We start from the raw sequence: 26,520 nt of genomic DNA on the forward strand, positions 1-26,520 counted from the left end.
TAATTTTCTGGACTTGATACTTTCAGCTGCATTCAGCAATATAATTAACCAACGGTTAGAGATGACTGCGAAATCTGCTTTTATCTCGATCTCTGACTTATTGAAGACAGCGAGCGATGACCCAAGACCAGATTAAACTCTTTATCGTTGATAATGACCCTATCTTTCGTCTGGGTTTTTGTACTGCGATCGCCCGATATCCCGACTTAGTAATTATCGGTCAGGGAGACACCAGCATTGATACTTTTCGCCAACTCACTCAAGGAATCATCTTAAATGTTTTAGTAGTGGGTATAGGTTTAGATTTGCCTGAGTTAGAGTTTTCTAGCCTCCAGTTTTGTCAAAGGATTGCCCAGCTATATCCCCAGCTACCAATTTTTTTACTCACCCTCGATCTAAAGTTTAAGCAGGCAAATAAAATAAAATCTTGGGGAGTGAGAGGTTACTGCAATAAGGGAACCAGTATCGAAACTGTTAAAGATGCCCTGCGAGCGATCGCCTATGGTGAAAATTACTGGCAAACTCCCACCCAAAGTCGTTCCAATCAGTTACAGAAGATTTTATCTAACCTCAGTCGGTCGGGAAGACAAGAAATTGCCGATAGCCTGGCAGAAATCGAACGGCAGTTAGCAAGCCCAAATTTATCTGATTGGGAACGGGTATTTTTAGTCGGTCGTCAACGAGAACTGTTAGCCGCACAGTGGTTATCCCGTCAGTTAGTTGCTGAAGATTTACCAGCAGCAGAGAGTAATGATTCTTCCTTGGTGCGATCTTCAACACCAGAGATTATACCGCTGTCTCCACCTACAAACTTAGAAATAGCACCAGTTTTTGAAGATTCAGTTACCGCCGAAATTTTTGAACGAGTTTTTAACGATATTCAATTTGGTTTATTTAATCGCACTCCAGTTACTTTAGAAATAGATATTTTACAAAGAGAAAAAAAGCAGTTTTTACTCGGTCTGATTCTCAATCTCGTCGGAGAAACATTAGAAGAATTAAAAACTAGAGATAATCCTTTAATTCCCATTGAATTAAATTTACGCAGTATCTGGCAACAAGCTACTAGCGATTTTTTTTTCCTGCACTACGAACAAACTATTGAAATCGAGCGCGAGCAGTTGACTACAATTTTGTTGCAGGAGTTTGAAACAATAAAAAAAAATACCTTCGACAAAATTTACTCTAGCTTAGAATTATTTGCTTATTTGTTAGGTGAAACTAAGCTGTCTATAGACAATGTATCCTATAGTTCTGACGCTCCCGAAGCCAAAATTCGCGCCGAAAATCTCTTGCAAAATCTGATTATTCAGTTAGCAAATTGTGTAATGCAGGTGATTTTAAACAACTTTTACGATCTAGAAATTTTTAAATACAATCTCTACACTCCCACGTGCCGAACTGCAAGGGAAATTGCCAGTTTTCGCAACGAATTATCCTGGCGTTATCGTTTAGAAACCTATTGGGAAGAGCCAAAAAATGTATTTGAAAGCCGCCATCGCTTGTTTGTTTTAAATAACGATCGCATCAAACTGTTATTTATTTACGCTCCTCGTAGAGAAGAATTAGAGCAGCTTCAAGGCATTCCCTGGATGGCGACAATTGCCATTGAAACTCGCGACGCGATCTCGCCACGACTCAGAGCAGTTTTGTCATTTGCAGGTAGCGGCGTAATATTTATTTTGACTCAGGTAATTGGTAAAGGTATTGGTTTGATTGGCAAAGGAATTATTCAAGGAATTGGCAGTACAATCAAAGATGTTCCTAATAACAAAAGTAGAAAGTAATAAAAAGGCAAAAGGCTCGGATGTCACAATTGTCAATATCTCTAGATCTGAATCCTTACCAGTCTGTTTATAATTTTTTATTATCATACCATTCTTCAGCCATTCTCAAGTTAACTGATGATTGAGAAACCAAAGTTAAGCTTGTTTAAAGCCACCCGAAGGAGTTTGGGTGGAAATTTGAGAATTTATCTGCAAATTTTGTTTTTACTATTAATTATTTGTAGCTTTAATTTGCTGTTTTGCGATTTGTCTATGGCGGTCACTCAAACCGATAAAAATTATTTAACCCTAGAAATTTTACAAGAAAAACTAAATAATACAGTTCGACAAGAAGGGATAGATACTATAGAGTTAAACAACTATATTATCGATCTATCCCAACAAGATAACGAATTTATAGATAGTTTTTATCAACAAATAAACTATAAAATCAATCGTACCAAAAACTCAATCAAACTAGATTTTAGCGATAGTATAATTCAAGGGAATTTTGAGCTTAATCGCTTGGGAATTGCAACTCCTATGGTAGAAGGTGCATTATCTTCGCTGCTTACTCCTCAAGAGCGCGAACAAATTAAAAGCTATCATCGATCGATCGATAAGTCGCAAGAATTAAACCCAACAATTAACGTATTTCGAGACATTCTCAATCTCGATCGCACCGTGTTTACTGCTACGGCAGATTTTTCCAACATCTTATTTTTACAAAAGTTTGAAGCTATAGAAACCAATTTTCAGCAACAAGCCAACTTTACTAATAGTATATTTGCCGAACAAGTAGATTTTGGCGGTGCTGTTTTTGATGGAGTCATACAAAGCGATCGCACTCACTTTTATGATAAAGCTAACTTTAATAACATACTATTTTCAGGAATAACTAATTTTAGCAATAGTTACTTTGAAGGAGAGATCGATTTTAACAATGCGGCTTTTTTTGGACTGGCAAATTTTACTCGCAGTATTTTTTATAAATCTGCTGATTTTAGTAAAACAATTTGGCGCGATCGCGTATTGTTTTCTAAAGGCAAATTTTTAGATTGTTTGACCTTGACCGATGCTACTTTTGAAAGAAATCTTGCTTTTCGTGATGTATACGTCGGCTCTAATATAAATTTACAAGATGTAAGCCTATTAGATAGAGTCGATTTTAGCAATGCTTTTTTTGCTACTACTTCCAAAATCAACATGACTGGTTTGGCTTTTGATGCCGAAGAAGCAAAGATTATCGGTGAAAGTGGCACAATTGGCAATGTTATTACTCTCGATCTTTATAAAGGCAATGAAACTGTTTTTCGTAACTTAATTCGTAATTTTCGCAATCTAGAACAAATTAATGATGCCAATCAAATAGAATACCAGCGAGAACAATTAAAATTGCAGTTTTTGGGCGATGGACTGATTAAAACTCCCTGGCAAAAAATATTTAGACTTAGTTGGATAAGTACTTTATTGCAGTGGATGGGTTTGAGTTTGCTCCTACTTTTAGGCGACTATGGCACTAACTTCAACTTAATATTTAGTGTGGGAATTTTAACCATTGCCTTTTTTAGCGTTCTTTTCTGGCTTATCGATCGCTATCGTCCTCAAATTTTTCCTCCAATAGTTCCTACAGGGTACGAAACATTCTGGATGATAAGTAGTTATCTAGCATTAACTATTTTTGGTACTGCTAATGTATTTATTTCAACTGATAAACCCTGGTTGACTTTAGCCTGTGTGGCTATTGTTTTATTACCAGTTCCTCTGGCATTCTCAATTCGTTTTTTCTGGCAGAATAAGACCGAGAAACTATTTGACGTTACTTACTTTGTGGAAAATGGCGAAATGCGGCAGTTTCGCTTAATGTTAGGGCGACTGCCAGTTATGCCTCGATTTTATTTCTTTCGCGATCGCTTCATGCCAATTTTGTGGGACAAACGCTGGAATTGGTTAAATTATTACAATCTTAGTTTGAATAACGTGTTTAAACTCGGCTTCAATGATATCCGCGTCCGAGACGAACATTTACCAGGTACGATTGCCATTTTAGTCTGGTATCAATGGTGTCTGGGGGGGCTGTATACTGTTATCTTACTTTGGACGCTCTCACGCACAATACCAGGTTTAAATCTCTTACTTTATTTTTAAATATGAAAAAATCGGCAGCAAGATTGGGTATAGGAGGTCCTGTAGGCAGTGGCAAAACTGCTTTATTAGAAGGATTGATCCCCAAATTAATCGCTAAAAATATCGAAACTGCGGTAGTGACCAATGACTTGTTAACTACTGAAGATGCCGACCGCCTCAAAAAAAAAGGCATTCTCGCCAGCAATCGCATCGTAGGAGTAGAAACTGGTAGCTGTCCCCATACTGCCATTAGAGAAGATCCGACCATGAATCTATTGGCAGTCCAGGATTTAGAATTACTCTATCCCCAACTAGATCTAATTTTTATTGAAAGCGGTGGCGATAATTTGGCATCTACCTTCAGCTACGATTTAGTAGATGCTTATATTTTTGCGATCGACGTAGGTGCGGGAGATGATATTCCTCGCAAACGGGGACCTGGCTTTGTACAGGCAGATTTAGTAGTTATCAATAAAATCGATCTCGCTCCCTATGTTGGTGCTAACTTAGATTTAATTCGCCAAGAAGCAGCAATACACCGACAGGGCAAACCACTAGTTTATACCAACTGTAGAACGGGAGAGGGTTTGGATGAGGTTGTAGAGTTTATTTTAAAAACGGTCTTATTTTTCGATTCATAAACTATAGAGTTTTTTAAACCAAACTTTTACTAATCTTTGATTTTGATTTTTTACACTAGTAGTAGAAGTTTGACCTTTAACTACAAAATACAGGAGATTATGACCGAGATTGTCCGTAAATATTTGGGGAATACCAATGAAGATCCTGGTTTAGAACAGCAGATTACTAAAGCTTGCCAAAGTCAGCAGTGTTTGGAAATCGATCTCGTTCTAGCAGATCGCGCCAAAGGCAGAATCTTTACTCAATCTACTTCGGGTGTGGCTATTGGCATTATTAAAAATCGAGATCGCCTGTTAGAAACGGGAGATGTGTTTGAAACCGAATCTGGGAGTTTGATTCTAATTCGCTTACAGCCACAAAAATTGATGGTGCTGAGTTTTACCCAACCGTTAGGCGATCGCGCCGTCGATTTAGTCCATCTCGGTCATGTTTTGGGCAATCATCATTATCCGATCTTTATCGAATCGAATAAAATTTACGTTCGATTAGTTACCCAACCAGCAGCAATTGAAAAAATAATCGCCGAATTCGATTTGCCTGGATTGAAAATAGAGTACCAAGGCAGATCTGCTGAAGAACTTACTTTTTCCAATCATCATCATCAAACGCTATAAATAAAGTTTTTCTAATATCGCAATCGTCATAAGAAAATTTTTGCAGTTGAGAGGCTCGCTAAAGTAATAATTAAAAGCAGCTAACTACTCAAACTGCGTCTGGATAAATGTCTTTTAACCAAGGTTTTAATTTTTCTCGCTTCGCAATTTATCATTCACGCCTCACCATTTGTGCCTGGTTAGCTGTAGCGATAGCAGGAATATTTGCTTTTAGTTCCCTGGAGTATGCCCTATTTCCCAACGTTACTTTCCCTGTAATAATAGTTCGCGCTAAAGCTAATTTAGAAACTGTATTAGACACCGAAGCTCGATTGACCGTACCTTTGGAAACCGCCGTAAATACTGTAGTAGGGCTACAACAGTCTACTTCTTATACATATTTGGGACAAACTGTTGTTAATTTATTGTTCGACACCAAAGTAGATTTAGAAACTGCGAATACAACCATCGAACAGGCGATCGCGCCAGTAGAGCTTCCTGCTGCCACAGATATTGAAATAATTCCTTACAATCTCAATGAATCTACGGCAGTTAGTTACGTACTCGTTAGCGATCGCTACGATTTAACAGAATTAACTCAAATTGCCCAAACCCAAATTGCTCCCGATCTCGATCGTTTACCAGGAGTGCAAAGAGTAGATATTCTCGGTGATGCAAACTTTAACCTCACTACTTCGATTGATAATGCCAGCCTAATTCATTTCAATCGCCGTCAGGCGATCGCGCTTCAGGTGGTCAAACAGGCAGATGCCAATACTTTAGAAATAGTCGAACTAGTAGCAACTGCTGTCGATCGCTTTAGAACTCAATTTGCAGATATCGAGCTAGTTCTGGCAGAAACTCAAGCTGACTATATTCGTCAAGCAACCAAAGCTACCATTGAGGCTTTGTTAGGAGCCATTGTTTTAGCAGTAGTAGTAATTTATCCTTTTTTACGCAATTTACGAGCGACTTTAATCGCAGCGACTGCCATTCCCATATCTTTATTAGGCACGTTTATCGTTATGGCATTGGTAGGTTTCAAACTCGAAACCCTAACTTTATTAGCTTTAGCGTTAATTATTGGCATTATTATTGATGATGCGATCGTCGAAGTTGAAAATATCATGCGCCATCTAGAACATGGCAACACTATCAAACAAGCGGCACTACTAGCTACTGAAGAAATTGGTTTGACGGTGTCGGTTTCGACTTTAACTATTGTGGCGGTATTTTTGCCTATTGCCTTGATGGGTGGAACTTTAGGACAGTTTTTTCGACCTTTTGGTTTGACTATTTCGGCAGCAGTATTAACCTCGTTGCTAGTTGCCCGAACCCTAACTCCTGTTTTGGCAATATACTGGCTTACACCTAATTCACCTCAAGCCAGAAATAGTAAAAATAATCGGTTAGTTAGAGGCTATAGCAATATATTAAGCTGGTCTTTAAATCATCGCCAGCAAGTAATGGGAATTGCGATCGCTTCTTTAATTGCAGGTATTGCTTTAATTCCTTTAATTCCCCAAGGATTTTTACCAGAGCTAGATCGAGGGGAATTTAATATTTTTTATACTACTCCCTTGCCTAATTTAGCGGACCGTATTGCCTCTCCTCAACCGAAACCGCAGCCAGATAATAGACCATCACAATTTGGCTGGTTGACTAAAATAGCCCGTTCTCCCGAAACAATTTTGTTACGTAAGACAATTGCAGTTGGCGAACAATTAGAAACGGTAGCGTTAAATAATCTCAATGTCGAGTCCGTTTATACCATTGCAGGGGTAAGGGGCGAACCAAATAAAGGTAAACTCTACATTAAGCTCAAAAGCGATCGCGATTCGACCACCTCTCAAGTACAAGAAACACTCCGTACCGCTTTACCGCAAATCCCTAAAGTCATTATCAGTATTGAAGATATTGCTTTTGTAGAGACGGGTGAAGATAGTGCGGTCAAGATTGCTTTGGTAGGGGAAGATTTAGAACGGCTTAGAACCAGTGCGATCGCTTTAAAAGAAAAGGTGGTACGGCTACCTGGATTTACCGACGTGCGAGTTACTAATGAAAACCCCAAACTGACTACAATCGTCCATCAAGACGGCAAACGAGTTACCTATCTTAATGCCAATCTAGCCAGCAACAAAGCCATTGGCGATGCTACACAAGAAGTAAGGAAGATCGCCAAATCGATTTTACCTTCTGGTATCAGCCTCGATTTAGAGGGAGAATCGGCGAGAACCCGTAAAATTCTTGGAGAATTTGCCGTCACTTTGGTTTTATCGCTAATTTGTATGCTAATAGTTCTTTATTTTCCTTTTCGCCGCTGGTTAGAGCCAATGGTAGTCGGTCTATCGCTGCCGCTATCGATAGTAGGAGCCATGCTGGCTTTACTAATAACTCGAAGCGATTTTGGCATGATCTCCTTAATTGGCTTAATCTTTCTACTTGGCTTGTTAGATAAAAACGCAATTTTACTTTTAGATTACATCAATCGCTTGCGTAAATCTGGCATGGAGCGCACTCAAGCCATTTTAGAGACGGGGGTAGTGCGCCTGCGACCGATCTTTATGACTACTATCTCCACAATTTTAGGAATGCTGCCCATTTCCCTTGGTTTGGGTGCGGGTTCGGAATTAAGACAGCCAATGGCGGTAGCGATTATTGGCGGCTTGATAACTTCTTCTATATTGAGTTTAATTGTCGTTCCCGTACTTTATACCTTGCTGGAAGACTGGAATTTGCCAGCCAAGTCTATGCAAAAATCTAACCGATATTACTAGCGATCGCTAGTAATAATCAATTGTCCGTACTTGATATAAAAGATCGAAGAAGCGATCGCCTCATTTACCTAAAATAAAGTCAAGTATTTTGTTCTAAATTTTTCAACGAAATACTAGCTGCCTGGCTTACCTGTGGGTGAATATCTTTAGCTAAAAATTTGAGTGCGGAGATGCTTTTTTCAGTATTGAAATTGCCCAAAGCTTCGGCAAGTCGCTGTCTGACCAACCAATCTTCCGAACCTGCAAAATCAAGAATGCGATCTACTGACTCGGTGGCTTTAATTTCACCTAAAGCTGCGATCGCAGCCTGTTGCAAAATTATTTCTTCACTGTCTAAAGCCTGCAATAAAACTTCTTTAGCTCTAATGTCTTTTAAATTCCCTAAAGAAACCGCAGCACTAAAGCGTACCAACCAGTTAGTATCTTCATAAAAAGCTCTAACTAAAGGTTCAAAAGCTCGAATATCTCCTAGATAACCTAAAGCACCTGCCGCATCAGCACGAATTCCATAGTCTTCATCGGCTTTTAACAGATTGACTAAAATCGGATAGCATTCAGGTGTTGGTTTGACTCCTAAAGCAAATACCGCCATCGATCGCACTGGTAAAATTTCGTCGTCAAGCACCTTTTTGATCAGCGGTACTGCATCTTCGGGAGCAACTTGTCTTAAAGAGGTTAGAGCGAGTAAACGATCTTTAGAGTTTGGGCTTTCTAGCTGATTGGCGATTTTATCTAAATCTGGTTGTTCCATAGTCGATCTATACTGACTTATCATATTTAAACAGTAGACGATTCTCGATGAATAATGTAGATTTGAATCGCTAAATACCAGAATTTTTGCAATAAATAAGCTCCCGTAAAACAGCGGGAGCTTATTTATTTGTCTAGCCTGTATTAAACCGACAAAAATAAATTAAATTGTCAATCAGTCTAAATCGGGCATACTCAATACGGGTTCGGTTTCGCGGTTGATACCTTTTTCAAAACCTGCTACAGCCGCTCTAGCGCGTCCTGCGTGCCACCAGTGTCCGACTAGGAAGAAGAAAGCCATGACGAACTGGAACGCAGCCAACCATTGACGGATGTTGACAAAGTTAAAGGAGTTAGACTCGGTAATAATACCACCAACAGCATTAATCGAAGCGTTGGGAGCATGAGTCATGTATTCAGCAGCACGACGTAGTTGCCAGGGCTGAATATCATTTCTAACTTTGTCGAGGTCGATGCCGTTAGGACCGCGCATGGGTTCTAACCAGGGACCGCGAAAATCCCAAAAGCGCATGGTTTCTCCACCAAGAATAATTTCACCAGTGGGAGAACGCATTAGGTACTTACCAAGTCCCGTGGGACCTTGAGAAGAACCAATGTTCGCGCCCATTTTTTGGTCGCGAGCTAAAAAGAGAAAAGACTGTGCTTGAGATGCTTCGGCGTTAGTAGGTCCATAAAACTCACTGGGATAAGCAGTGTTATTGAACCAAATAAAACAAGCAGCAATAAAGGACATAAAAGATACAGCAGCGAGGCTGTAGGAAAGATATGCCTCACCAGACCAAATTAAAGCGCGGCGCGCCCAACCAAAGGGCTTGGTAAGAATGTGGAAAATGCCGCCAAAAATACAGATCAAGCCGACCCAAATGTGACCGCCAATAATATCTTCCATATTATCGACACCAACAATCCAACCTTCGCCACCAAAAGGAGCAGAAGTTAAATAACCAAAGATTGTTGCTGGATTGAGAGTTGGGTTGGAGATCACTCTAACATCACCACCACCTGGCGCCCAAGTGTCATAAACGCCACCGAAGAACATGGCTTTAAAAACTAACAGTAAAGCACCACAGCCTAGCAGAATTAGGTGATAGCCAATAATGTTAGTCATTTGGTCTTTGTCTTTCCAGTCTTGACTAAAGAAGCTAGAGTATTCTTCTAAAGTATCTGGACCGCGAAGGGCATGATAGATACCGCCCAAACCAAGAACGGCTGAAGAAATTAGGTGTAAGACACCAATTACAAAATAAGGATAGGTATCGATAACTTCTCCACCAGGACCTACTCCCCAACCTAGTGTAGCCAGGTGAGGAATCAAGATCATTCCTTGCTCGTACATGGGTTTTTCTGGTACGTAATGGGCGACTTCAAAAATAGTCATCGCACCAGCCCAAAATACGATCAAGCCTGCGTGAGCGACATGCGCTCCAAGAAGTTTACCTGAGAGATTAATTAGTCGTGCGTTACCAGCCCACCAGGCATAACCTGTAGTGTCTTGGTCGCGACCGCCTGCAAAAGCGGGATTAGAGAGCGTTACCACGTGGTAGTACCTCCTCTGGGAATTCAAATCTTTGATGTGGTTGGTCTTGTTTTGCCATCCATGCTCTTAGACCTTCATTGAGCAGAATGTTTTTCGTATAGAAAGTTTCAAATTCTGGGTCTTCTGCCGCTCTCAACTCTTGAGAGACAAAGTCATAGGCTCTGAGGTTGAGGGCGATGCCGATGATGCCGATACTCGCCATCCATAGTCCCGTTACCGGTACGAACAGCATGAAGAAGTGTAGCCAGCGTTTGTTGGAAAAGGCAATGCCAAATATCTGCGACCAGAATCTGTTTGCCGTTACCATACTGTAGGTTTCTTCTGACTGAGTCGGCTCGAAGGCTCTAAAGGTGTTAGAACCGTCTCCATCTTCAAACAGGGTGTTTTCCACTGTCGCTCCGTGGATCGCACAGAGTAAGGCTCCTCCCAACACTCCTGCTACTCCCATCATGTGGAATGGGTTGAGGGTGAAGTTGTGGAATCCTTGTACGAACAGAATAAAGCGGAAGATTCCTGCTACTCCAAAGCTGGGTGCGAAGAACCAGCTCGATTGTCCTAATGGATAGAGTAAGAAGACCGAGACGAATACGGCGATTGGGGCGCTAAAGGCGATGGCGTTGTAGGGTCTGATTCCTACTAAGCGCGAAATTTCAAACTGACGCAGCATAAAGCCTATCAGTGCGAAGGCTCCATGTAGTGCCACAAATGTCCACAAGCCGCCGACTTGACACCAACGGGCAAAGCTCCAGTTGGCTTCAGGTCCCCATAAGAATAATAGGGAGTGTCCCATGCTGTCTGCCGGAGTGGATACGGCTACGGTTAAAAAGTTACAGCCTTCGAGGTAGGAACTGGCTAGACCGTGAGTGTACCAGGAGGTCACGAAAGTGGTTCCTGTCAGCCAGCCGCCTAATGCCATGTAGGCGCAGGGAAATAATAGAATTCCCGACCACCCGACGAAGACGAAGCGATCGCGCTTGAGCCAGTCGTCGATGATGTCAAACCATCCTCGCGACGCTGGGGCGCGTCCTACTGCTATTGTCATATTTTTTAATCCTCTTGTTTGAATCTACAAACTGTGAGATTTTTCATTAATGTGCGCGCTCGTCATGACTCGGACAGTGCGATCGACGAACGATTGTAATGAACTGTCAAGTTTTATAAAATTCTACCTTCTTAAGGGTAGGATTCTTATATATTTAGGCAAGTTTGCGCTTGGATTCATTTACTTTGTGCGCTTTGGTTGTTTGCCAGACGCAGCATTTTTTAAAATAGCACGAAACTAGCGTACATTAGGGCAAATCTCAAGCTTTAGCCCTAAAATCCATAGCGCGAAAGCATGAATCATCATTTATATAATTATTAGCAAAAATTTAACAAATTAACATAAATTTTCTCATAATTTAATATTATTTAATTATTGACGCAAAAAGAGACAGTCTCATAGGTGGCGCGAGCTATTACTAACCTCCAATAATCCTCCAATAATTAATATTAGTAAAATAAGTCGAGCACAATGAGACAATAGACTCGACCGTATTCTTATTGCAACTGGTAATGATAGACAACAGCAACGTATTTCGTCAGAATATTTTGGGTTCTCGTCGATTTAGTAACTTTTTTTGGGCAGTCGCCGTATCTGTAGGCGGCACGGGATTTTTACTAGCAGGACTGTCTAGTTACCTGAAGACTAACTTATTAATTGTTTCCGATCCTACAGGGTTGCAGTTTATTCCCCAGGGAATCGCTTTGAGCTTTTACGGTGTAGTGGGTTTGCTGCTAGCAATTTATCTTTGGCTTCTGGTTGTTTGGAATGTTGGCAGTGGCTACAACGAGTTTAATAAAAAAACGGGGAAAATTAAAATTTTTCGTCGGGGTTTTCCAGGAAAAAATCGAGAAGTTGAGATAGAAATACCGATAGAAGAAGTTCAGTCAGTTAAAGCTGAAATTAGAGAAGGACTAAATCCCAAGCGAAGTCTGTATTTAAAAGCCAAAAAAAGAAGAGATATTCCTCTAACGCGTGTCGGCGAACCGATCGCCCTATCAAAGTTAGAAAATCAGGGTGCAGAGCTAGCTAAATTTTTGGAAGTTCCCTTAGAGGGGTTGTAACATCAAAGATTTTTTAGATTGACCATCTTACTAAAGTGAAAGTAGTTAAGTTAAAACAGTTAATTTAGATTATGACTTAAAATTTAGTGTTGTAAGTAACAAAAATTACAAAAAATGACCGACAAAACCAAAGTTTGGGCAATTGCTCTAATTTTACTAATTTCGATTGGTGCTTTTACGCTCGGTGGCTGTACTACATCAGCAACGGATGTCTCCGAAACCTCATCATCTGATAATCTGACAACAAAGCAATCTCAACAGGCAATCGCGCCACAGCAAAATATGACTAATCTACCTCAACTAGAAGGAATGGCAACAGTAGAGCTTACCGTTAATGGTTCGCCCATACTTATAGAAGTTAATGGTAACGAAGCTCCCGTAACTGCTGGTAATTTTGTCGATTTAGTAGAAAGGGGCGTGTATGATGGACTGGTATTTCATCGCGTTATCCCTGGTTTTGTAGCGCAAGGAGGCGATCCCCAGGGTAAAGATCCCAATTTTAAAGGAACTTTGGGAACTGGCGGCTTTGTCGATCCCGAAACGGGTAAAGAGCGTAGAATACCTTTAGAAATCAAACTAGATGGTGAAGGCGAACCTACCTACAGCAAAGCAGGTTTGCCTTCTCAATCGGTGACTCTCAATCACGATCGCGGCGTAATCGCAATGGCGCGGTCGGCAATGCCAGATTCAGCTTCTTCGCAGTTTTACATTGCCCTGGAAGACCTAGAATCTTTAGATGGCGACTATGCCGTATTTGGCAAAGTAACTTCGGGTATGGACGTAGTAGATAGCATTAGCCAAGGCGATCGCATCGAAACAGCCAAAGTTGTTGAAGGTGCAGACAATCTCAAACGCTAAAACCAGCGATTCTCAAGCGGTAGTAGTAACGGGGATGGGTTTATTGACCTGTCTCGGTTCGCTACAGCAGAGTTGGCAGAGTTTATTGGCGGGTAAATCGGGAATAAAATTCATTCAGCCTTTTGCCGGACTGCCATTCTATCCTCTAGGAGCGATCGCTCCCAAACCGATTGAGATCTCTACTATTACCGAACCAATTGTAGCCGCAGCACTTGCCGATGCTAACCTCAAACTTCCCTTGCCAGACTGCGCCGTAGTCATCGGTTCGAGTCGTGGGTGTCAGGCAAATTGGGAGCGATATAATGCTGCTAACTGGTTAGAAACTTTACCCCATCAGCCAGCGATCGCTACAGCCAGATATCTCCAAACTACTGCACCAGTTTTGGCACCGATGGCAGCTTGCGCCACGGGAATTTGGGCGATCGCCAGAGGCTACGAATTAGTAGCTACTAATCGCTGTCAGAGAGCGGTTGTCGGTGCAGTAGAAGCTCCCATCACCAGACTAACCCTCGCAGCTTTCGAGCGCATGGGGGCGTTAGCTGCTACAGGCTGTTTTCCTTTCGATCGGCAAAGAGAAGGATTGGTTTTGGGAGAAGGTGGTGCAGTGTTAGTTATGGAAACAGCAGCTTTAGCTCGCAGTCGTAGAGCGAGAGTTTACGGCGAAATACTGGGCTTTGGTTTATCTTGCGACGCACATCATATTAGTTCCCTGGATATTAGTAATCGAGCAGCTTACCAAGCTGTCAAACAGTGTCTGTCTCGCAGTCAGATAGAAGCAAAAACAGTCGATTTAATTCACGCTCATGGTACGGGAACTGAGCTAAACGATCGCCGCGAAGCCAAAATAATCGAGCATCTATTTGCACCAGAAGTAGCCGTAACCGCCACCAAAGGAGCGACGGGACATACTTTAGGGGCATCTAGTGCCATATCTACTGCTCTTACTCTAATGGCGATTTCTCAAAGTATTCAACCCGCCTGTATCGGTTTACAACAGCCAGAGTGCGAGCTAAATTTTGTAACCAAACCACGCCAAAAGCAAATAAATAGCGCTCTTTGTTTTAGCTTTGGCTTTGGCGGACAAAATGCCGTATTAGCAGTAGGAAAATATGAGTAGCGAGTAGCAAGTAGCCTTCTGACCTCTGCCTTCGTTAGGTGATTAACATTCGTTAACTATCTGCGATAAACTCGGCAATATGTTGCAAAATATACCCTTAGTAGCCCAAATAATCGCTTTCGTGGCATAAAAACAAGTTAATCAAGTCAAAGTTATATATAAAAAATCTAATGGTAGATAGCTTAAAAAAACCTAAGTCTGAGGAAATGCGCCCTGGAGTCAAGTCTCCAGCCGCCGAAACGATTCTCACACCTCGTTTTTATACTACAGATTTCGAGGAAATGGCAGAAATGGATATTTCTGTCAACGAAGAAGAATTAAGAGCTATTCTCGAAGAATTCCGCGTCGATTACAATCGCCACCACTTTGTACGCGATGAAGAATTTAATCGCTCTTGGGATAACATCGACGGTGAAACTCGCAAACTGTTTGTAGAATTTCTCGAACGTTCCTGTACGGCTGAATTTTCTGGCTTTTTACTTTACAAAGAATTGGGTAGAAGATTAAAAGGCAAAAACCCCCTTCTTGCAGAAATTTTTAATTTGATGTCGCGTGATGAAGCTCGTCATGCAGGTTTTCTCAATAAAGCTCTATCTGACTTCAATCTGACTCTCGATTTGAGCTTTCTCACTAAAAGCCGCAAGTATACTTTCTTTAAACCCAAGTTTATTTTTTACGCCACCTATCTTTCAGAAAAAATCGGCTACTGGCGTTATATCACCATCTATCGGCATTTAGAACAGCATCCCGAAGACAGAATTTATCCCATCTTTCGTTTCTTTGAAAACTGGTGTCAAGATGAAAACCGTCACGGAGACTTCTTTGATGCCATTATGAGAGCGCAACCGCAGTTTTTAAACGATTGGAAAGCTAGATTGTGGTGTCGTTTCTTTTTGCTGTCGGTATTTGCCACGATGTATCTTAATGACATTCAGCGTTCTGGATTTTATGCTTCTATAGGTTTAGATGCTAGAGAATACGATAAAGAAGTAATCGAGAAAACTAACGACACTGCCGGTCGAGTTTTTCCGATAATTCTCGATGTCCAACATCCAGAATTTTATTCAAGATTAGAAACCTGTATTGAAAATAACGACAAACTTAGAGCGATCGACAATTCCAGTTCGCCCAAACCAATTAAGTTGCTGCGTAAGCTTCCTGGCTATGTTTCTAATGGTTGGCAGTTTTTGAAACTATACCTAATTAAACCAATTTCTGTAGAGAATTTAGCAGGAACCGTTCGTTAAAGCGAGTGAGTCTAGTTTTGGTTTCCTAGCTTCAAAGTTCCGTTAGCGCGGAACTTTTTTAATTTTTCAGATGGAAGCTTAAAGGAGCCAGGACCTAACTCTCGTAAAAATGAGAATTAGTAATTTTTCTTATGTTTTGACAAAAATTGCTTTCATGATTGTTATCTTTGAATGTAGGTTTAAGATTATCTATCAAAGTTATAAATAATTTTTATAGACGATCTAAACTAAATAAGCAGTAGTATTTAAGGAAAGATTGCAATGGCGGTCGAGAATCTAGAGCAATACTATAAGGTTTTAGGATTAGAAACAGGTGCTTCTTTAGAAGAAGTCAATCAAGCATATAAAGATTTAGCCTTTATCTGGCATCCCGATCGCCTGCCTAAAGAAAATCAAAGATTGATCCAAAAATCCTTAGAAAAAATCAAAGAAATCAATCACGCACGAGATTCATTGCGTTCTGCCCATCGCCGCCAGGGAAACACTTCATCTCAATCTAAACCGCCAGCGTCTGACCAACAGGCAGCCCAGCCAAAACAAAATCGCTCTCACTACAATCCTTATTCCTATCGCACTGGAGAGCGCACTAGCTATAGTAGCGGCAATTCTTATAGCTATAATCGTAATTACAATTCTCAGAATTATTCTCGTTCTGGAGATCGCGCCAGCTACAGTAGCGGAGATGCTTACGGTTATAGAGATCGCGGTTACTACGATCCCAAGCGATATTCTCGTCAGAGCGATAAGCAAAGCCAGCACGCGAAGCGCGATCGCAGCAGTCAAAGCAGTAGCAATTCTCAAAGCTATAGCGATCGCGGTTATTACGATCCTAAAAAATACTCTCGTCCGAGCGATCGCGCATATCAAAGCAATGGAAATTCATATCGAGCACACGACTGTCCCGATTACAATAACAAAAATCATTATCGCAGTTCTTACGGTAACTCTTACCAACGTCCTTGCGATCGAGACATGAAAGGAATCGATTTAAGTAGAGCAAATTTAAAAGAGAAAGATTTTTCTGGTAAGAACTTACAACAGGCAAATCTCAGCTATGCAGATTTAAGCGATAGTTTTTTGCACAACATTATTTTAGAAGAAGCTAATTTAATGGGAGCCAATTTATTTCGGGCTAATTTACTGGCGGCAAATCTTAGAAAAGCTAATCTTCGAGATACCAACTTAATTGGTGCCGATCTCAGCGGTGCCGATCTCAGTGGTGCCGATCTAACAGGTGCCAAAGTCGGAACTAGTAACAAAATACTGGTCAAATTAACGGGAGTAAAGTTGACAGGTACAATTCTCCCCGATGGCTCTGTTCACACCTGAATAAAAATATTAATAGTCGATTGATTGCAAGTAATGCCAAAATGGGAAAAGTTTAATTTGTGATACTCTCTATAACTCGGCTGAGAGCAACAATTAACATTTAGGTGTGAGGATGGGGAAAAATGCCACAATTATTGGGTGGAATCGCTAAGATCGCCCTTATTTTTGCTGTTGTATTATCGTGGGAACTCAAAACAGAAGCAGTTGAAGTCGAGCGAATTGAAGCTGCACCCACTAATGTGAAACGTACTAAACCCGATGATGTTTCATCAAACCAAGAGCGCGATTTAAATTGGGCATTTTTGTTAAATTCAGAGGCTGTAGCGCAAAACMCCCCGCAAGCCGATCGCGAAGATAGAGCCAATCGTCAGCTACTCGATACAGTAGATCGATACAATAACGATAAATCGATGTTTCAGATGAATAGTGTCGATCGCCTACAGGATGTATCCCCTGACGACTGGGCGTATGAAGCACTAAGAGGTTTGGTAGAACGCTATAACTGTCTGGCAGGTTATGAAGATTTTACCTATCGTGGCGATCTCACGCTGTCTCGTTACGAATTTGCTGCTAGCTTAAATACCTGTCTCAATCGCCTTGAAAGGGCGATCGCTAACTCGGAAAACGTTGTCCAGGAAGATATCGAGCTTTTAATGCGTTTGATGCAAGATTTTCAAACAGATTTAGCCGTATTAAAGGGCAGAACCGATGGCTTACAGGCTCGCACTAAAGAATTAGAGATTACTCAATTTTCTACCACGACTAAATTGTTAGGGGAAGCAATTTTTAGTCTCGGTGGTATTTTAGCTGGTGGCGAAGATAACAGCGTTGTCTTTGGCGATCGCCTGCGTTTAGAATTAACCACTAGCTTTAATGGTCGAGATTTGCTGTTTACTCGCCTTTCAACGGGTAATTTTCCTGCTTTTACCGAACAAACATCAACTTTTGCAGGTAATTTAGCTTTTGCCGAGCCTGAAAACAACAATCTAAATTTAGAAGTGCTTTTTTATAATATTGGTATTGGCGACAACACCAATATAATTTTGGGTACTTCTGGCATAGGAGCCGATGACATAGCAGGTACGGTTAACTTTTTAGACGGTGATGGCGGTTCGGGTGCGATTTCGGCTTTTGGCACTCGCAACCCAATTTATTTAGCTGCTGGCGATGCTGGTTTGGGCATCATTCATCGTCCTATCGAGGCAATTGAAATTTCGGCGGGTTATCTGGCATCAGAAGCTAACGATCCTAGTTCGGGTAGCGGTTTATTTAACGGAGCCTTTAGCGCGATCGGACAAGTTTTATTTACGCCTACAGATAGCTTGAGCTTTGCAGCTACTTACATTCACGGTTACAACCAGAGCGACACGGGAACTGGCAGTCTTTTATCTAACCTGCAATTTTTAACTGAAGCCATATTTGGCGAACCAATACCTACCGCCAGCGATAGCTATGGGGTGGAGTTATCCTGGTCACTGAGCGATCGCATTATTGTTGGCGGTTGGGGTGGATATAGTAGAGTTGCATTTTTAGACGAACAGTTTTTTGTAGATAGGCAAGATATTTGGAACTGGGCAGCAACTTTGGCAATAACAGATTTAGGCAAACAAGGTAGTATCGGTGGTTTAATTATCGGTATGGAGCCTTCCGTAGATAGTCCTAGTTTTTTAGCAGGAGTAGATGATTCTTGGCATTTAGAAGCTTTTTATCAATACCGAATAAATGACAATATTGCTGTTACTCCAGGGGTAGTTTGGATTACTGCACCTGATAATGATAATGATAATGACGATTTAGTTATTGGCACCGTTCGCACTACCCTTAGTTTTTAAATACTGCGATCGCGCCTTCACCTTTAGACTTATCGCGCAAAGCAACTTCAGGTTGTGGTAAAGATCGCCTTTGGGGTTTGAGCTTTATTCTTAACCAGCCAAAGCTACTAACTAGTATCGGCAAAGCAAAAACTATTACTAGCGCGATCGCCGCTACGCGAAAAATTACAGGGCGTTTACTACCGTTGGGAGGATTACCACAACTAAGGCAGATTTCTGCTTCAGAACTATTAAGACTGCCGCAAATGTTACAGGGTTCTAGTGCCATATATAGCATTACGTTAGTAGGTTGGGACATTAATCGGTTTTGTTAGGCAAAAGGCAAAAGGCAACTGTATTTAGCTCAATGTCTTAATACTCTCTTGTACTGCTATAAAATATAAACTGCCATACTTTGCAAGGAGCGATCGATTAAGAGCTAATAACTTCTGCTAAAGGATATTTTTTTAGTACCTGTTGGAGATATTTACCAGTATAGGATCGCTCATTTACTGCTATTGCTTCTGGCGTACCTTCAGCAATAATTTCACCGCCTTTATCGCCTCCTTCGGGACCGAGATCGATAATCCAGTCGGCACAGCGAATGACATCGAGGTTGTGTTCGATAACAATAAGTGAATTGCCTTTATCAACCAAACGCTGCAAGACGTTTAACAAATGATGCACGTCATAAAAAGATAGCCCAGTAGTCGGTTCGTCGATTAGATAGAGAGTTTTACCCGTAGCGCGACGGGACAACTCTGAAGCTAGTTTGACTCTTTGTGCCTCACCTCCCGATAGAGTCGGTGCTGGCTGTCCGAGTTTGATGTAACCCAAACCTACATCGACTAAAGTTTGTAGGCGACTAGCAGCGCGGGGAATATTTTTAAAAGTTTCTACCGCTTCTTCTACGGTCATGTTTAATACATCAGCGATGGAATAATTTTTATACTTAACCTGTAGAGTTTCTCGATTGTATCTGGCACCTTTGCAAACATCGCACTGAACGTAAACATCGGGCAAAAAATTCATTTCAATGACGTTTACCCCTTGTCCACCACAGGCTTCGCAGCGACCGCCTTTAACGTTAAACGAAAACCGTCCTGCTTTATATCCCCTGGCTTTTGCTTCTACTGTTTCGGCAAAAATAGCCCGAATTGCGTCAAAAACTCCCGTATAGGTAGCAGTGTTAGAACGAGGAGTTCTACCAATAGGAGACTGATCGATAGTAATTACTTTATCGATCGCCTGTAAACCAGTCACTTCTCCTAAATTAGTCGGAAAAGGAACCTTGCGAGTTAAGTGATGTTTTAAAGCTGGGTGCAGCAGTTCGTTAACCAGAGTAGATTTACCGCTACCAGAAACTCCAGTAATACAAACAAATTTACCCAAAGGAACATTAACGTCGATATGTTTGAGGTTGTTTTGGCGGCAATCTTGCAAGGTCAAGCCAACTGCTTTACCCGTTCTGCGTTCGGCAGGTGTAGCAATAACTCTTTTCCCAGCTAAATAAGCACCAGTCAGAGATTGTTCGGCAGTTAATAAAGCCGTTAAATTTCCCTGAACCACAACCTCGCCTCCATGTACCCCCGCATAAGGACCGATATCGACAATATCATCGGCATTGCGAATTGTATCTTCGTCGTGTTCGACTACGATTAGGGTATTGCCCAAATCTCTGAGTTTTTTGAGGGTAACGAGCAATTTATCGTTATCTCGCTGGTGCAAACCAATACTCGGTTCGTCAAGCACGTACAGCACCCCAGTTAACCCCGCACCAATTTGAGTTGCCAAACGAATACGCTGCGCTTCTCCTCCCGATAGAGTCATAGCAGCGCGGTCTAACGTTAGATAATCTAAGCCGACATCGAGCAAAAATTGCAGTCTGGCTCTAATTTCTTTTAAAGCTAGTTCGCCGATCGTTGCTTGCCGCTTGGTAAGCTGAAGATTATTAGTTCTAAACAAACATTCTCTAATAGGTACGCTGACTAGATCGTTGATGCGGTATCGACCCAAGCTAACCGATAGAGATGCAGGTTTGAGCCTTTGACCATGACAGACTTCACAGGGAAGATCGACTAAATACTGTTCTAGTTTCTGCTTGATACTATCAGAATTTGAATCGTGATAGTTGCGTTCTAGCATCTTGATTACGCCAGAATAATGCCGATGATAGCCTCGGCGATCGCCGCGACGGGTATCGGACTCAAAGTAGATTGCTTCGTCGCTACCGTAAAGAATTACCTGTTGCTGTTTCTTACTTAAGTCGTTCCAACGAGTTTGAATTTCAAAGCCATAAGCTTGCGCTACTCCGTAGAGCAGAGATAGATAGTAACTATTATCTCGATCCGACCAGGGCGCGATCGCACTATATACTGGCTGTGTCGGATCGGGTACTACCAGTTTTGGTGAGAAGGTGCGTAAACTGCCCAAACCGTGACAGTGAGAACAGGCACCGTAGGGAGAATTAAAAGAAAACAGTCGGGGAGATAACTCTTCAATTACCGCACCGTGTTCGGGACAGGCAAAGTTTTCCGAAAAAACTATTTCTTCTGACTGCTCGGTATCGTTTAAAATCTCGATAACGGCAACACCCTCTGACAGACGCAAACAGGTTGCTAAAGAATCGGCTACCCGCTCTTGAATGCTATCTTTTTTAATTAGTCGGTCTATAACAACTTCAATATTATGCTTGTAGTTTTTATCGAGAACGATATCATCACTCAACTGTTTGACTTCGCCATTGACGCGGACTCTCACAAAACCTTGAGCGGCAAGACTAGATAATAGCTGCTTGTGAGTCCCTTTCTTGCCCCTTACTACTGGCGCGAGAATTAGAAACTTGGTGCGATCGGGCAATTCCATAATGCGATCGCACATTTCATCGATAGTTTGAGGCAAAATCGGGCGATCGCACTGGGGACAGTGGGGTTCTCCCGCCCGACCAAATAATAATCTCAAATAGTCATAAATTTCCGTAACCGTACCGACAGTAGAACGGGGATTGTGAGAAGTTGATTTTTGATCGATGGAAATTGCAGGACTCAAACCTTCGATCGCATCGACATCTGGTTTATCTAACTGTCCTAAAAACTGACGGGCATAAGCACTTAGAGATTCTACATAACGCCTCTGTCCCTCGGCAAATATGGTATCGAAAGCTAGAGAAGATTTTCCCGATCCCGACACGCCAGTAAAGACAATTAACTTATTACGCGGTAATTCTAGATTGATGTTTTTTAGGTTATGCTGTCTCGCACCGCGAATACGAATAGTATTTTCATTGAAATTGCTATTGAAATTGTCGGGTTTAATGCCGTTTGTGGGGCGATCGTCGATCGACTGGGACATAAGGACAGTGGCTTAATATTCCTTAGTAATCTTAGCGTTTTCAGACAGTCTTGAAGCTAAAGTGAGCAAATTTTTTTTGAAGTTGGACGGGCGATCGCTAACTTTTCTAAGAATTAACCACAATAAATTAAATGTCACAATTGAAGAGAAGCCCGTTAACCCAACCAATAAACAAGCACAAGTCTGTCTGAGAGTTTGTCAAAATAAAGTAAGTATGTTTTCCATAGAGCGATCGCATCTTCGTAGGGCAAACAAACAACAACTAGGAACAGTTAGCGTTCAAGAATAGCTCATTGCTCACCAGATTAAATCAATCTTTATTTTGCGCTTTAACTTGCTGTAGTAATTCCTGAATCGATAATACAGATATAGGAGAACTCACAAACCCTTTATTATCGCGAGTTACAATCGCATCTAAATTTTGAGCAACTGCACTGAAGATCTGAACGGCATCTTCAAAATCATCAAAGCCAGAGTTGAAAGTGGACTCTAAAACTGCTCTATCAACTGAGCAAATAGTCATAACCGTTAATATCTCTGAAATCGCTTGTCGAGCAACTTCTGTGCTGCCAGAGTGTTTGCGAGCAATATAAAAAATATCTGTCAGGGTTGTTGCCGTAACATAACCAATAATCTGTCCAGTGCTGACAACTTCAAACAAAAGCTCCGCATCTTGAAGAAAAGGTTTTCTTTGCAATAGAAAATCCAAGACTATATTGGTATCGATTAAAACTTTCACTTGCTATACTTCTTTGTCCGTCTTTCTTCTAGCATGACAGCTACTTCTTCATCAGTTGGTGCGGGGCGATCTGTGGTTAATAAACCTCGCATCCGTTTAATTGCAGTGAAGCGATCGCCCTGAGAAACAGGGGCATTTTGTAAAGATTCGACGATCGCTGAAATTAGTTCGAGACGCTCTTCTGGAGAAAGCTTAACGGCTTCTGCTTTTAGTTGTTGTAGTCCCATTGCCTTCTTGCAAACTTAAATATATCTATCTTCTAGTATATGAAATCGGTTAATTATGAGATGAGCAATCGCATCTTCATAGGGCGAACAAATAGCAACTAGAAATAATTAGCGTCTCAAGAATAGCTCATTGCTCGCCAGATTAATTTGCAACATAGCATCAAAAATTTGTAGCGAGAAGCAACAAAAGTATAATTGAATATACATAGGACAAATGACAATATCCTAAAAAATGACCCTCAAAGAACAATTAATTCGTGAAATTGAGACAGCATCCGATCGCGTCATCGAAGAAGTTTTTGACTTTTTACTACTAGCAAAAATTAAGCATCACCGCTTGCAAGAATCACCCAAGCCTTTTGGCGTATTTATTGAAGAACTGGTTGCCGACATTCCTCAAGAAATTTTAGGCATTTTACCAACAGACAGTGCCGAACAGCATGACCATTAACATGAGTATTTTTGCTATTAATCATGTTTAGAGCGAGAAATTTATTTAAATTAGCGATTGTAATTGCGATCGCACTAATTGTTATTTCTATTTTTATCCCATCTGCAACAGCGGCAACACAAACATTTCAGTGGCAGGGTGCGAAGGGATATACGGTTAAAGGAGTGTTTGAATATGAGAGGCGATCGCCAGTTATTTCTCAGAAAGGCGCAGGGCAAACCGAAAATTTACAATCTTTGAAGGTTAATTTTTACGATCCTGCCAATAAGCTAATTCAGACTTACAACAACGTAACCGATGGGTTGGCTAAGGGAAATTATTTTGAGTTTCACTTCGATCCGACTACACAAAAGCTAATGGGTAATATCGATCTTGGTGGCGAAGTTGCTGGCGAAACTTACTTAAAAGGAACGGTTGAATGCGAATTATCTTTAATTGAGGTAGACTCATCTGGTAAAGAACACATTATCGATCGCGATTTTAGTTTGGCTGCTTCATCAAACTAATTATTTTGTTCGTACATAAAAATGAACTGACCTACAATCGCTTTTGTCAGCTAAAATTTTACTTTGGCCGATCGGGTCGCGCCTAAAATAAATGATGGGGAATTCTAATGGCTAAGTTCGTTTTTATTACTGGAGGAGTTGTTTCGAGTATCGGTAAAGGGATTGTTGCGGCTAGCTTGGGAAGATTACTCAAGTCGAGAAATTATTCGGTGTCTATTCTCAAACTAGACCCTTATATCAACGTCGATCCTGGTACGATGAGTCCCTATCAACATGGAGAAGTATTTGTTACCGATGATGGGGCAGAAACAGATTTAGATTTGGGACATTACGAACGCTTTACCGATACTTCGATGTCGCGTCTCAATAGCGTTACTACAGGTTCTATTTATCAAGCGGTAATCAATAAAGAAAGAAGGGGTGACTATCAGGGAGGAACGGTACAGGTAATTCCTCATATCACTAATGAAATTAAAGAAAGAATCCATCGAGTAGCCAGAAATACAGGTTCAGATCTCGTTATTACCGAAATTGGTGGTACTGTCGGCGATATCGAATCTTTGCCGTTTATGGAAGCAATTAGGCAGTTTCGCAAAGATGTCGGCAGAAATAACGTCATTTATATGCACGTTACCCTAATCCCCTGGATAAAAGCCGCAGGGGAAATGAAAACTAAGCCCACACAGCACTCAGTAAAAGAACTGCGCTCGATTGGCATTCAGCCAGATATTCTAGTGTGTCGCAGCGAAAGCCCTCTAAAAACGGGGATTAAAGAAAAAATCTCGGAATTTTGCGATGTACCCGTAGAATCAGTGGTAACTTCCAGAGATGCCAGTACGATTTACGAAGTACCATTAATTTTAGAACAGGAAGGTTTGGCGCAGCAGGTTTTAGAATTGTTGCACCTTGAAGCGCGTCAGCCGAATTTAGAAGACTGGCGCGGTTTAGTACAGAAAATGAATTCTCCTCGCACTCAAATTGAAGTTGCGATTGTTGGTAAGTACATCCAGCTTGGAGATGCTTACTTATCGGTTGTAGAAGCTTTGGAACACGCAGCGATCGCTGTAGAAGGTGACGTTCATTTACGCTGGGTCAGTGCCGAAGATCTTGAAATTCACGGCGCGGAGAAATATTTAAAAGATGTTAGCGGTATTATCGTTCCTGGCGGCTTTGGCATTCGTGGCGTAGATGGTAAAGTTGCTGCTATAGAATATGCTCGCCTCAATAAAATTCCTTTTTTAGGGCTTTGTCTGGGAATGCAGTGTTCGGCAATAGAATGGGCCCGTAATGTAGCCAATCTTCACGATGCTAATAGTTCCGAATTCGATCCCGAAAGTCCCAATCCAGTAATTAATATCCTACCCGAACAACAAGACGTAGTAGATTTGGGAGGAACCATGCGTTTGGGTATATATCCCTGTCGTTTAAAAATCGATACTCTCGCATCTTCTTTATACAAACAAGAAGTAGTATACGAACGTCATCGCCATCGTTATGAATTTAACAATGCCTATCGTCAACTGTTATTAGAAACTGGCTATGAAATTAGCGGTACTTCTCCCGATGGACGCTTGGTAGAAATTATCGAGTTACGCGATCATCCTTTCTTTCTGGCTACGCAGTTTCATCCCGAATTTCGTTCTCGTCCTAATGAACCCCACCCACTATTTTTGGGATTTGTTCGCACTGGACTTCACAAACACAATGAAGCTCAAAAACAACCCATAATGGCAAATAATGGCAAACATTCAACAATTGACAATGAACAGTGAACAATTTTCATTGACTAACCTTAAAGTCGCTCATCAAAATTTATTGCTAATTGCTCATTGAAAAGTTTAATGTTAAACGAGCTTTGCTCATTAATAAAATATGGCGATCGCGACAAACATAATCTTTGTTTATATCCTAAGAAAGAGTGCATAAGATTTATTTTTGCCAACACTGTAAATATAGATGCAGAGTTAAAGAATCAATCTTATGACTGCAACAAAATTTCAAAGATTACCTCAACCCTATATCGGTCGTCTTATTTGTGAATTACACAAAGAAAGTGGATTGAGCGAAGAAGAATTTGCTTCTTATTTTCACGTAATTATACCTACTATAAATCGTTGGGAAAGAAAACAAGTACGTCCCTCCCCAATGGCACAAAGGCTAATTTTTTCAGAATTAGAAAAGATGGGCGATCGCGGTAAAATGCTATTTGAGCGATATCAAACTCATGCTTTGAAATAGCTAATTTTTACAGTTTAATACATTAACAAATAATCAGCATTTTCTAATATCTAAAATAGAATTATCACTGTTATATTGTGTTTGAGTAACGGGAGCATCCCATTTTGGAAGAAAAACAGAAGAAGTAGAGAAATAGAAGCAATGGCGGTCAAACTATAAGAAGACTTGAGTAGATAAAAAGATTAATGACTCCATCAGAAAAAGCTCGTGTTCAAGAGTGCGTTCAAGAACTATCAGAGATTTTGTATCGTAATACTCCATCAGACAATCGCGCTTCGCGATTCGGCGGACTCCAGCCCGCGCCAAACTTTCTGGGAGATGGACATT

General features: G+C 41.1%; 23 protein-coding genes. 16 read left to right on the forward strand and 7 right to left on the reverse strand.

Annotated features, from left to right (window positions below; all coding sequences use genetic code 11):
• The first annotated feature begins 116 nt into the window (after window positions 1-116).
• The 5 genes from KV40_RS11505 (at window position 117) to KV40_RS11525 (ending at window position 7,905) form a co-directional block, all read left to right on the forward strand.
• The gene (locus tag KV40_RS11505) at window positions 117-1,787 is read left to right on the forward strand and encodes a DUF3685 domain-containing protein (protein ID WP_036481203.1); all 1,671 of its coding nucleotides are present in this window, start codon (window positions 117-119) and stop codon (window positions 1,785-1,787) included.
• A 117-nt stretch (window positions 1,788-1,904) separates the two neighbouring features.
• On the forward strand, window positions 1,905-3,914 hold the full coding sequence (locus KV40_RS11510) for a pentapeptide repeat-containing protein (RefSeq protein ID WP_052055558.1): 2,010 nt from the start codon (window positions 1,905-1,907) through the stop codon (window positions 3,912-3,914).
• Between the two features lie 2 nt (window positions 3,915-3,916).
• Window positions 3,917-4,534: an urease accessory protein UreG gene (ureG, locus tag KV40_RS11515; RefSeq protein ID WP_036481205.1), complete on the forward strand. Its 618-nt coding sequence runs from the start codon at window positions 3,917-3,919 to the stop codon at window positions 4,532-4,534.
• A 99-nt stretch (window positions 4,535-4,633) separates the two neighbouring features.
• Window positions 4,634-5,149: an urease accessory protein UreE gene (locus tag KV40_RS11520; protein ID WP_036481208.1), complete on the forward strand. Its 516-nt coding sequence runs from the start codon at window positions 4,634-4,636 to the stop codon at window positions 5,147-5,149.
• A gap of 107 nt (window positions 5,150-5,256) precedes the next feature.
• Window positions 5,257-7,905, forward strand: a complete 2,649-nt coding sequence (locus KV40_RS11525; RefSeq protein ID WP_036481209.1) for an efflux RND transporter permease subunit — start codon at window positions 5,257-5,259, stop codon at window positions 7,903-7,905.
• Window positions 7,906-7,984: 79 nt separating this feature from the next.
• Here the strand turns inward: KV40_RS11525 and KV40_RS11530 are convergent, their stop codons facing one another.
• The 3 genes from KV40_RS11530 to psbD form a co-directional block, all read right to left on the reverse strand.
• Window positions 7,985-8,656, reverse strand: coding sequence for a HEAT repeat domain-containing protein (locus KV40_RS11530; RefSeq protein WP_036481211.1), 672 nt, complete (start codon window positions 8,654-8,656; stop codon window positions 7,985-7,987).
• 174 nt (window positions 8,657-8,830) lie between these two features.
• Window positions 8,831-10,213 carry a photosystem II reaction center protein CP43 gene (psbC, locus tag KV40_RS11535; protein WP_036481213.1) on the reverse strand — a complete coding sequence of 461 codons (1,383 nt, stop codon included), beginning with the start codon at window positions 10,211-10,213 and terminating at the stop codon, window positions 8,831-8,833.
• Complete coding sequence (psbD, locus tag KV40_RS11540; protein WP_036481215.1) at window positions 10,197-11,255, reverse strand: photosystem II D2 protein (photosystem q(a) protein); 1,059 nt, start codon at window positions 11,253-11,255, stop codon at window positions 10,197-10,199. Before psbD ends, psbC begins: the two co-directional genes overlap by 17 nt.
• Window positions 11,256-11,767: 512 nt before the next feature.
• Here psbD and KV40_RS11545 point away from each other — a divergent pair.
• The 6 genes from KV40_RS11545 (at window position 11,768) to KV40_RS11570 (ending at window position 18,702) form a co-directional block, all read left to right on the forward strand.
• Entirely contained in the window at window positions 11,768-12,319 is a 552-nt protein-coding gene (locus tag KV40_RS11545) for a photosystem I assembly protein Ycf4 (protein ID WP_036481218.1), read from the forward strand.
• A gap of 114 nt (window positions 12,320-12,433) precedes the next feature.
• Complete coding sequence (locus KV40_RS11550; RefSeq protein ID WP_036481219.1) at window positions 12,434-13,177, forward strand: peptidylprolyl isomerase; 744 nt, start codon at window positions 12,434-12,436, stop codon at window positions 13,175-13,177.
• Window positions 13,164-14,294, forward strand: coding sequence for a beta-ketoacyl-ACP synthase (locus KV40_RS11555; RefSeq protein WP_371260775.1), 1,131 nt, complete (start codon window positions 13,164-13,166; stop codon window positions 14,292-14,294). Before KV40_RS11550 ends, KV40_RS11555 begins: the two co-directional genes overlap by 14 nt.
• 170 nt (window positions 14,295-14,464) lie before the next feature.
• Window positions 14,465-15,541: a magnesium-protoporphyrin IX monomethyl ester (oxidative) cyclase gene (gene acsF / locus KV40_RS11560; protein ID WP_036481222.1), complete on the forward strand. Its 1,077-nt coding sequence runs from the start codon at window positions 14,465-14,467 to the stop codon at window positions 15,539-15,541.
• Window positions 15,542-15,802: 261 nt separating this feature from the next.
• Window positions 15,803-16,870: a pentapeptide repeat-containing protein gene (locus tag KV40_RS11565; protein ID WP_036481225.1), complete on the forward strand. Its 1,068-nt coding sequence runs from the start codon at window positions 15,803-15,805 to the stop codon at window positions 16,868-16,870.
• Between the two features lie 122 nt (window positions 16,871-16,992).
• Window positions 16,993-18,702 (forward strand): iron uptake porin, encoded by a 1,710-nt coding sequence (locus KV40_RS11570; RefSeq protein WP_052055559.1) that lies wholly within the window; start codon window positions 16,993-16,995, stop codon window positions 18,700-18,702.
• On the opposite strand, the gene KV40_RS11575 is transcribed toward KV40_RS11570, so the two are convergent.
• Window positions 18,692-19,000 carry a hypothetical protein gene (locus tag KV40_RS11575; RefSeq protein WP_253274232.1) on the reverse strand — a complete coding sequence of 103 codons (309 nt, stop codon included), beginning with the start codon at window positions 18,998-19,000 and terminating at the stop codon, window positions 18,692-18,694. The two genes, KV40_RS11570 and KV40_RS11575, sit on opposite strands and share 11 nt — an antisense overlap.
• Before the next feature lie 113 nt (window positions 19,001-19,113).
• Window positions 19,114-22,032, reverse strand: coding sequence for an excinuclease ABC subunit UvrA (uvrA, locus tag KV40_RS11580; protein ID WP_081942831.1), 2,919 nt, complete (start codon window positions 22,030-22,032; stop codon window positions 19,114-19,116).
• Between the two features lie 61 nt (window positions 22,033-22,093).
• On the opposite strand from uvrA, the gene KV40_RS34885 reads away from it, so the two are divergent.
• Entirely contained in the window at window positions 22,094-22,321 is a 228-nt protein-coding gene (locus KV40_RS34885) for a hypothetical protein (RefSeq protein ID WP_156114018.1), read from the forward strand.
• Between the two features lie 21 nt (window positions 22,322-22,342).
• Here KV40_RS34885 and KV40_RS11585 read toward each other — a convergent pair whose 3' ends face one another.
• Together KV40_RS11585 and KV40_RS11590 are read right to left on the reverse strand one after the other, a co-directional pair.
• Window positions 22,343-22,771, reverse strand: a complete 429-nt coding sequence (locus tag KV40_RS11585) for a PIN domain-containing protein (RefSeq protein ID WP_036481231.1) — start codon at window positions 22,769-22,771, stop codon at window positions 22,343-22,345.
• Complete coding sequence (locus tag KV40_RS11590) at window positions 22,768-22,998, reverse strand: hypothetical protein (RefSeq protein WP_036481237.1); 231 nt, start codon at window positions 22,996-22,998, stop codon at window positions 22,768-22,770. Before KV40_RS11590 ends, KV40_RS11585 begins: the two co-directional genes overlap by 4 nt.
• 232 nt (window positions 22,999-23,230) lie before the next feature.
• Here KV40_RS11590 and KV40_RS11595 point away from each other — a divergent pair, with 232 nt between their 5' ends.
• The 4 genes from KV40_RS11595 (at window position 23,231) to KV40_RS11610 (ending at window position 26,193) form a co-directional block, all read left to right on the forward strand.
• Complete coding sequence (locus tag KV40_RS11595) at window positions 23,231-23,449, forward strand: hypothetical protein (protein WP_036481240.1); 219 nt, start codon at window positions 23,231-23,233, stop codon at window positions 23,447-23,449.
• 23 nt (window positions 23,450-23,472) lie between these two features.
• Entirely contained in the window at window positions 23,473-23,955 is a 483-nt protein-coding gene (locus tag KV40_RS11600; protein WP_036481246.1) for a hypothetical protein, read from the forward strand.
• A gap of 107 nt (window positions 23,956-24,062) precedes the next feature.
• A complete protein-coding gene (locus KV40_RS11605) occupies window positions 24,063-25,727 on the forward strand; it encodes a CTP synthase (protein ID WP_052055560.1) in 1,665 nt (554 codons plus the stop codon).
• A gap of 208 nt (window positions 25,728-25,935) precedes the next feature.
• Window positions 25,936-26,193, forward strand: a complete 258-nt coding sequence (locus KV40_RS11610; RefSeq protein WP_036481247.1) for a DNA-binding transcriptional regulator — start codon at window positions 25,936-25,938, stop codon at window positions 26,191-26,193.
• Window positions 26,194-26,520 lie beyond the last annotated feature (327 nt).

Source organism: Myxosarcina sp. GI1 (assembly GCF_000756305.1).
Taxonomy (GTDB): Bacteria; Cyanobacteriota; Cyanobacteriia; order Cyanobacteriales; family Xenococcaceae; genus Myxosarcina.

Bases quoted from the DNA above. Each gene is read 5' to 3' on its own strand.
- KV40_RS11550 (WP_036481219.1), top strand. From the start codon at position 12,434: ATGACCGACAAAACCAAAGTTTGGGCAATTGCTCTAATTTTACTAATT.
- KV40_RS11605 (WP_052055560.1), top strand. From the start codon at position 24,063: ATGGCTAAGTTCGTTTTTATTACTGGAGGAGTTGTTTCGAGTATCGGT.
- KV40_RS11530 (WP_036481211.1), bottom strand. From the start codon at position 8,656: ATGGAACAACCAGATTTAGATAAAATCGCCAATCAGCTAGAAAGCCCA.
- KV40_RS11505 (WP_036481203.1), top strand. From the start codon at position 117: ATGACCCAAGACCAGATTAAACTCTTTATCGTTGATAATGACCCTATC.
- KV40_RS11575 (WP_253274232.1), bottom strand. From the start codon at position 19,000: ATGTCCCAACCTACTAACGTAATGCTATATATGGCACTAGAACCCTGT.
- KV40_RS11525 (WP_036481209.1), top strand. From the start codon at position 5,257: ATGTCTTTTAACCAAGGTTTTAATTTTTCTCGCTTCGCAATTTATCAT.
- ureG (WP_036481205.1), top strand. From the start codon at position 3,917: ATGAAAAAATCGGCAGCAAGATTGGGTATAGGAGGTCCTGTAGGCAGT.
- uvrA (WP_081942831.1), bottom strand. From the start codon at position 22,032: ATGTCCCAGTCGATCGACGATCGCCCCACAAACGGCATTAAACCCGAC.
- KV40_RS11600 (WP_036481246.1), top strand. From the start codon at position 23,473: ATGTTTAGAGCGAGAAATTTATTTAAATTAGCGATTGTAATTGCGATC.
- KV40_RS11565 (WP_036481225.1), top strand. From the start codon at position 15,803: ATGGCGGTCGAGAATCTAGAGCAATACTATAAGGTTTTAGGATTAGAA.
- KV40_RS11590 (WP_036481237.1), bottom strand. From the start codon at position 22,998: ATGGGACTACAACAACTAAAAGCAGAAGCCGTTAAGCTTTCTCCAGAA.
- KV40_RS11520 (WP_036481208.1), top strand. From the start codon at position 4,634: ATGACCGAGATTGTCCGTAAATATTTGGGGAATACCAATGAAGATCCT.
- psbD (WP_036481215.1), bottom strand. From the start codon at position 11,255: ATGACAATAGCAGTAGGACGCGCCCCAGCGTCGCGAGGATGGTTTGAC.
- acsF (WP_036481222.1), top strand. From the start codon at position 14,465: ATGGTAGATAGCTTAAAAAAACCTAAGTCTGAGGAAATGCGCCCTGGA.
- KV40_RS11595 (WP_036481240.1), top strand. From the start codon at position 23,231: ATGACCCTCAAAGAACAATTAATTCGTGAAATTGAGACAGCATCCGAT.
- KV40_RS11610 (WP_036481247.1), top strand. From the start codon at position 25,936: ATGACTGCAACAAAATTTCAAAGATTACCTCAACCCTATATCGGTCGT.
- KV40_RS11510 (WP_052055558.1), top strand. From the start codon at position 1,905: ATGATTGAGAAACCAAAGTTAAGCTTGTTTAAAGCCACCCGAAGGAGT.
- KV40_RS11545 (WP_036481218.1), top strand. From the start codon at position 11,768: ATGATAGACAACAGCAACGTATTTCGTCAGAATATTTTGGGTTCTCGT.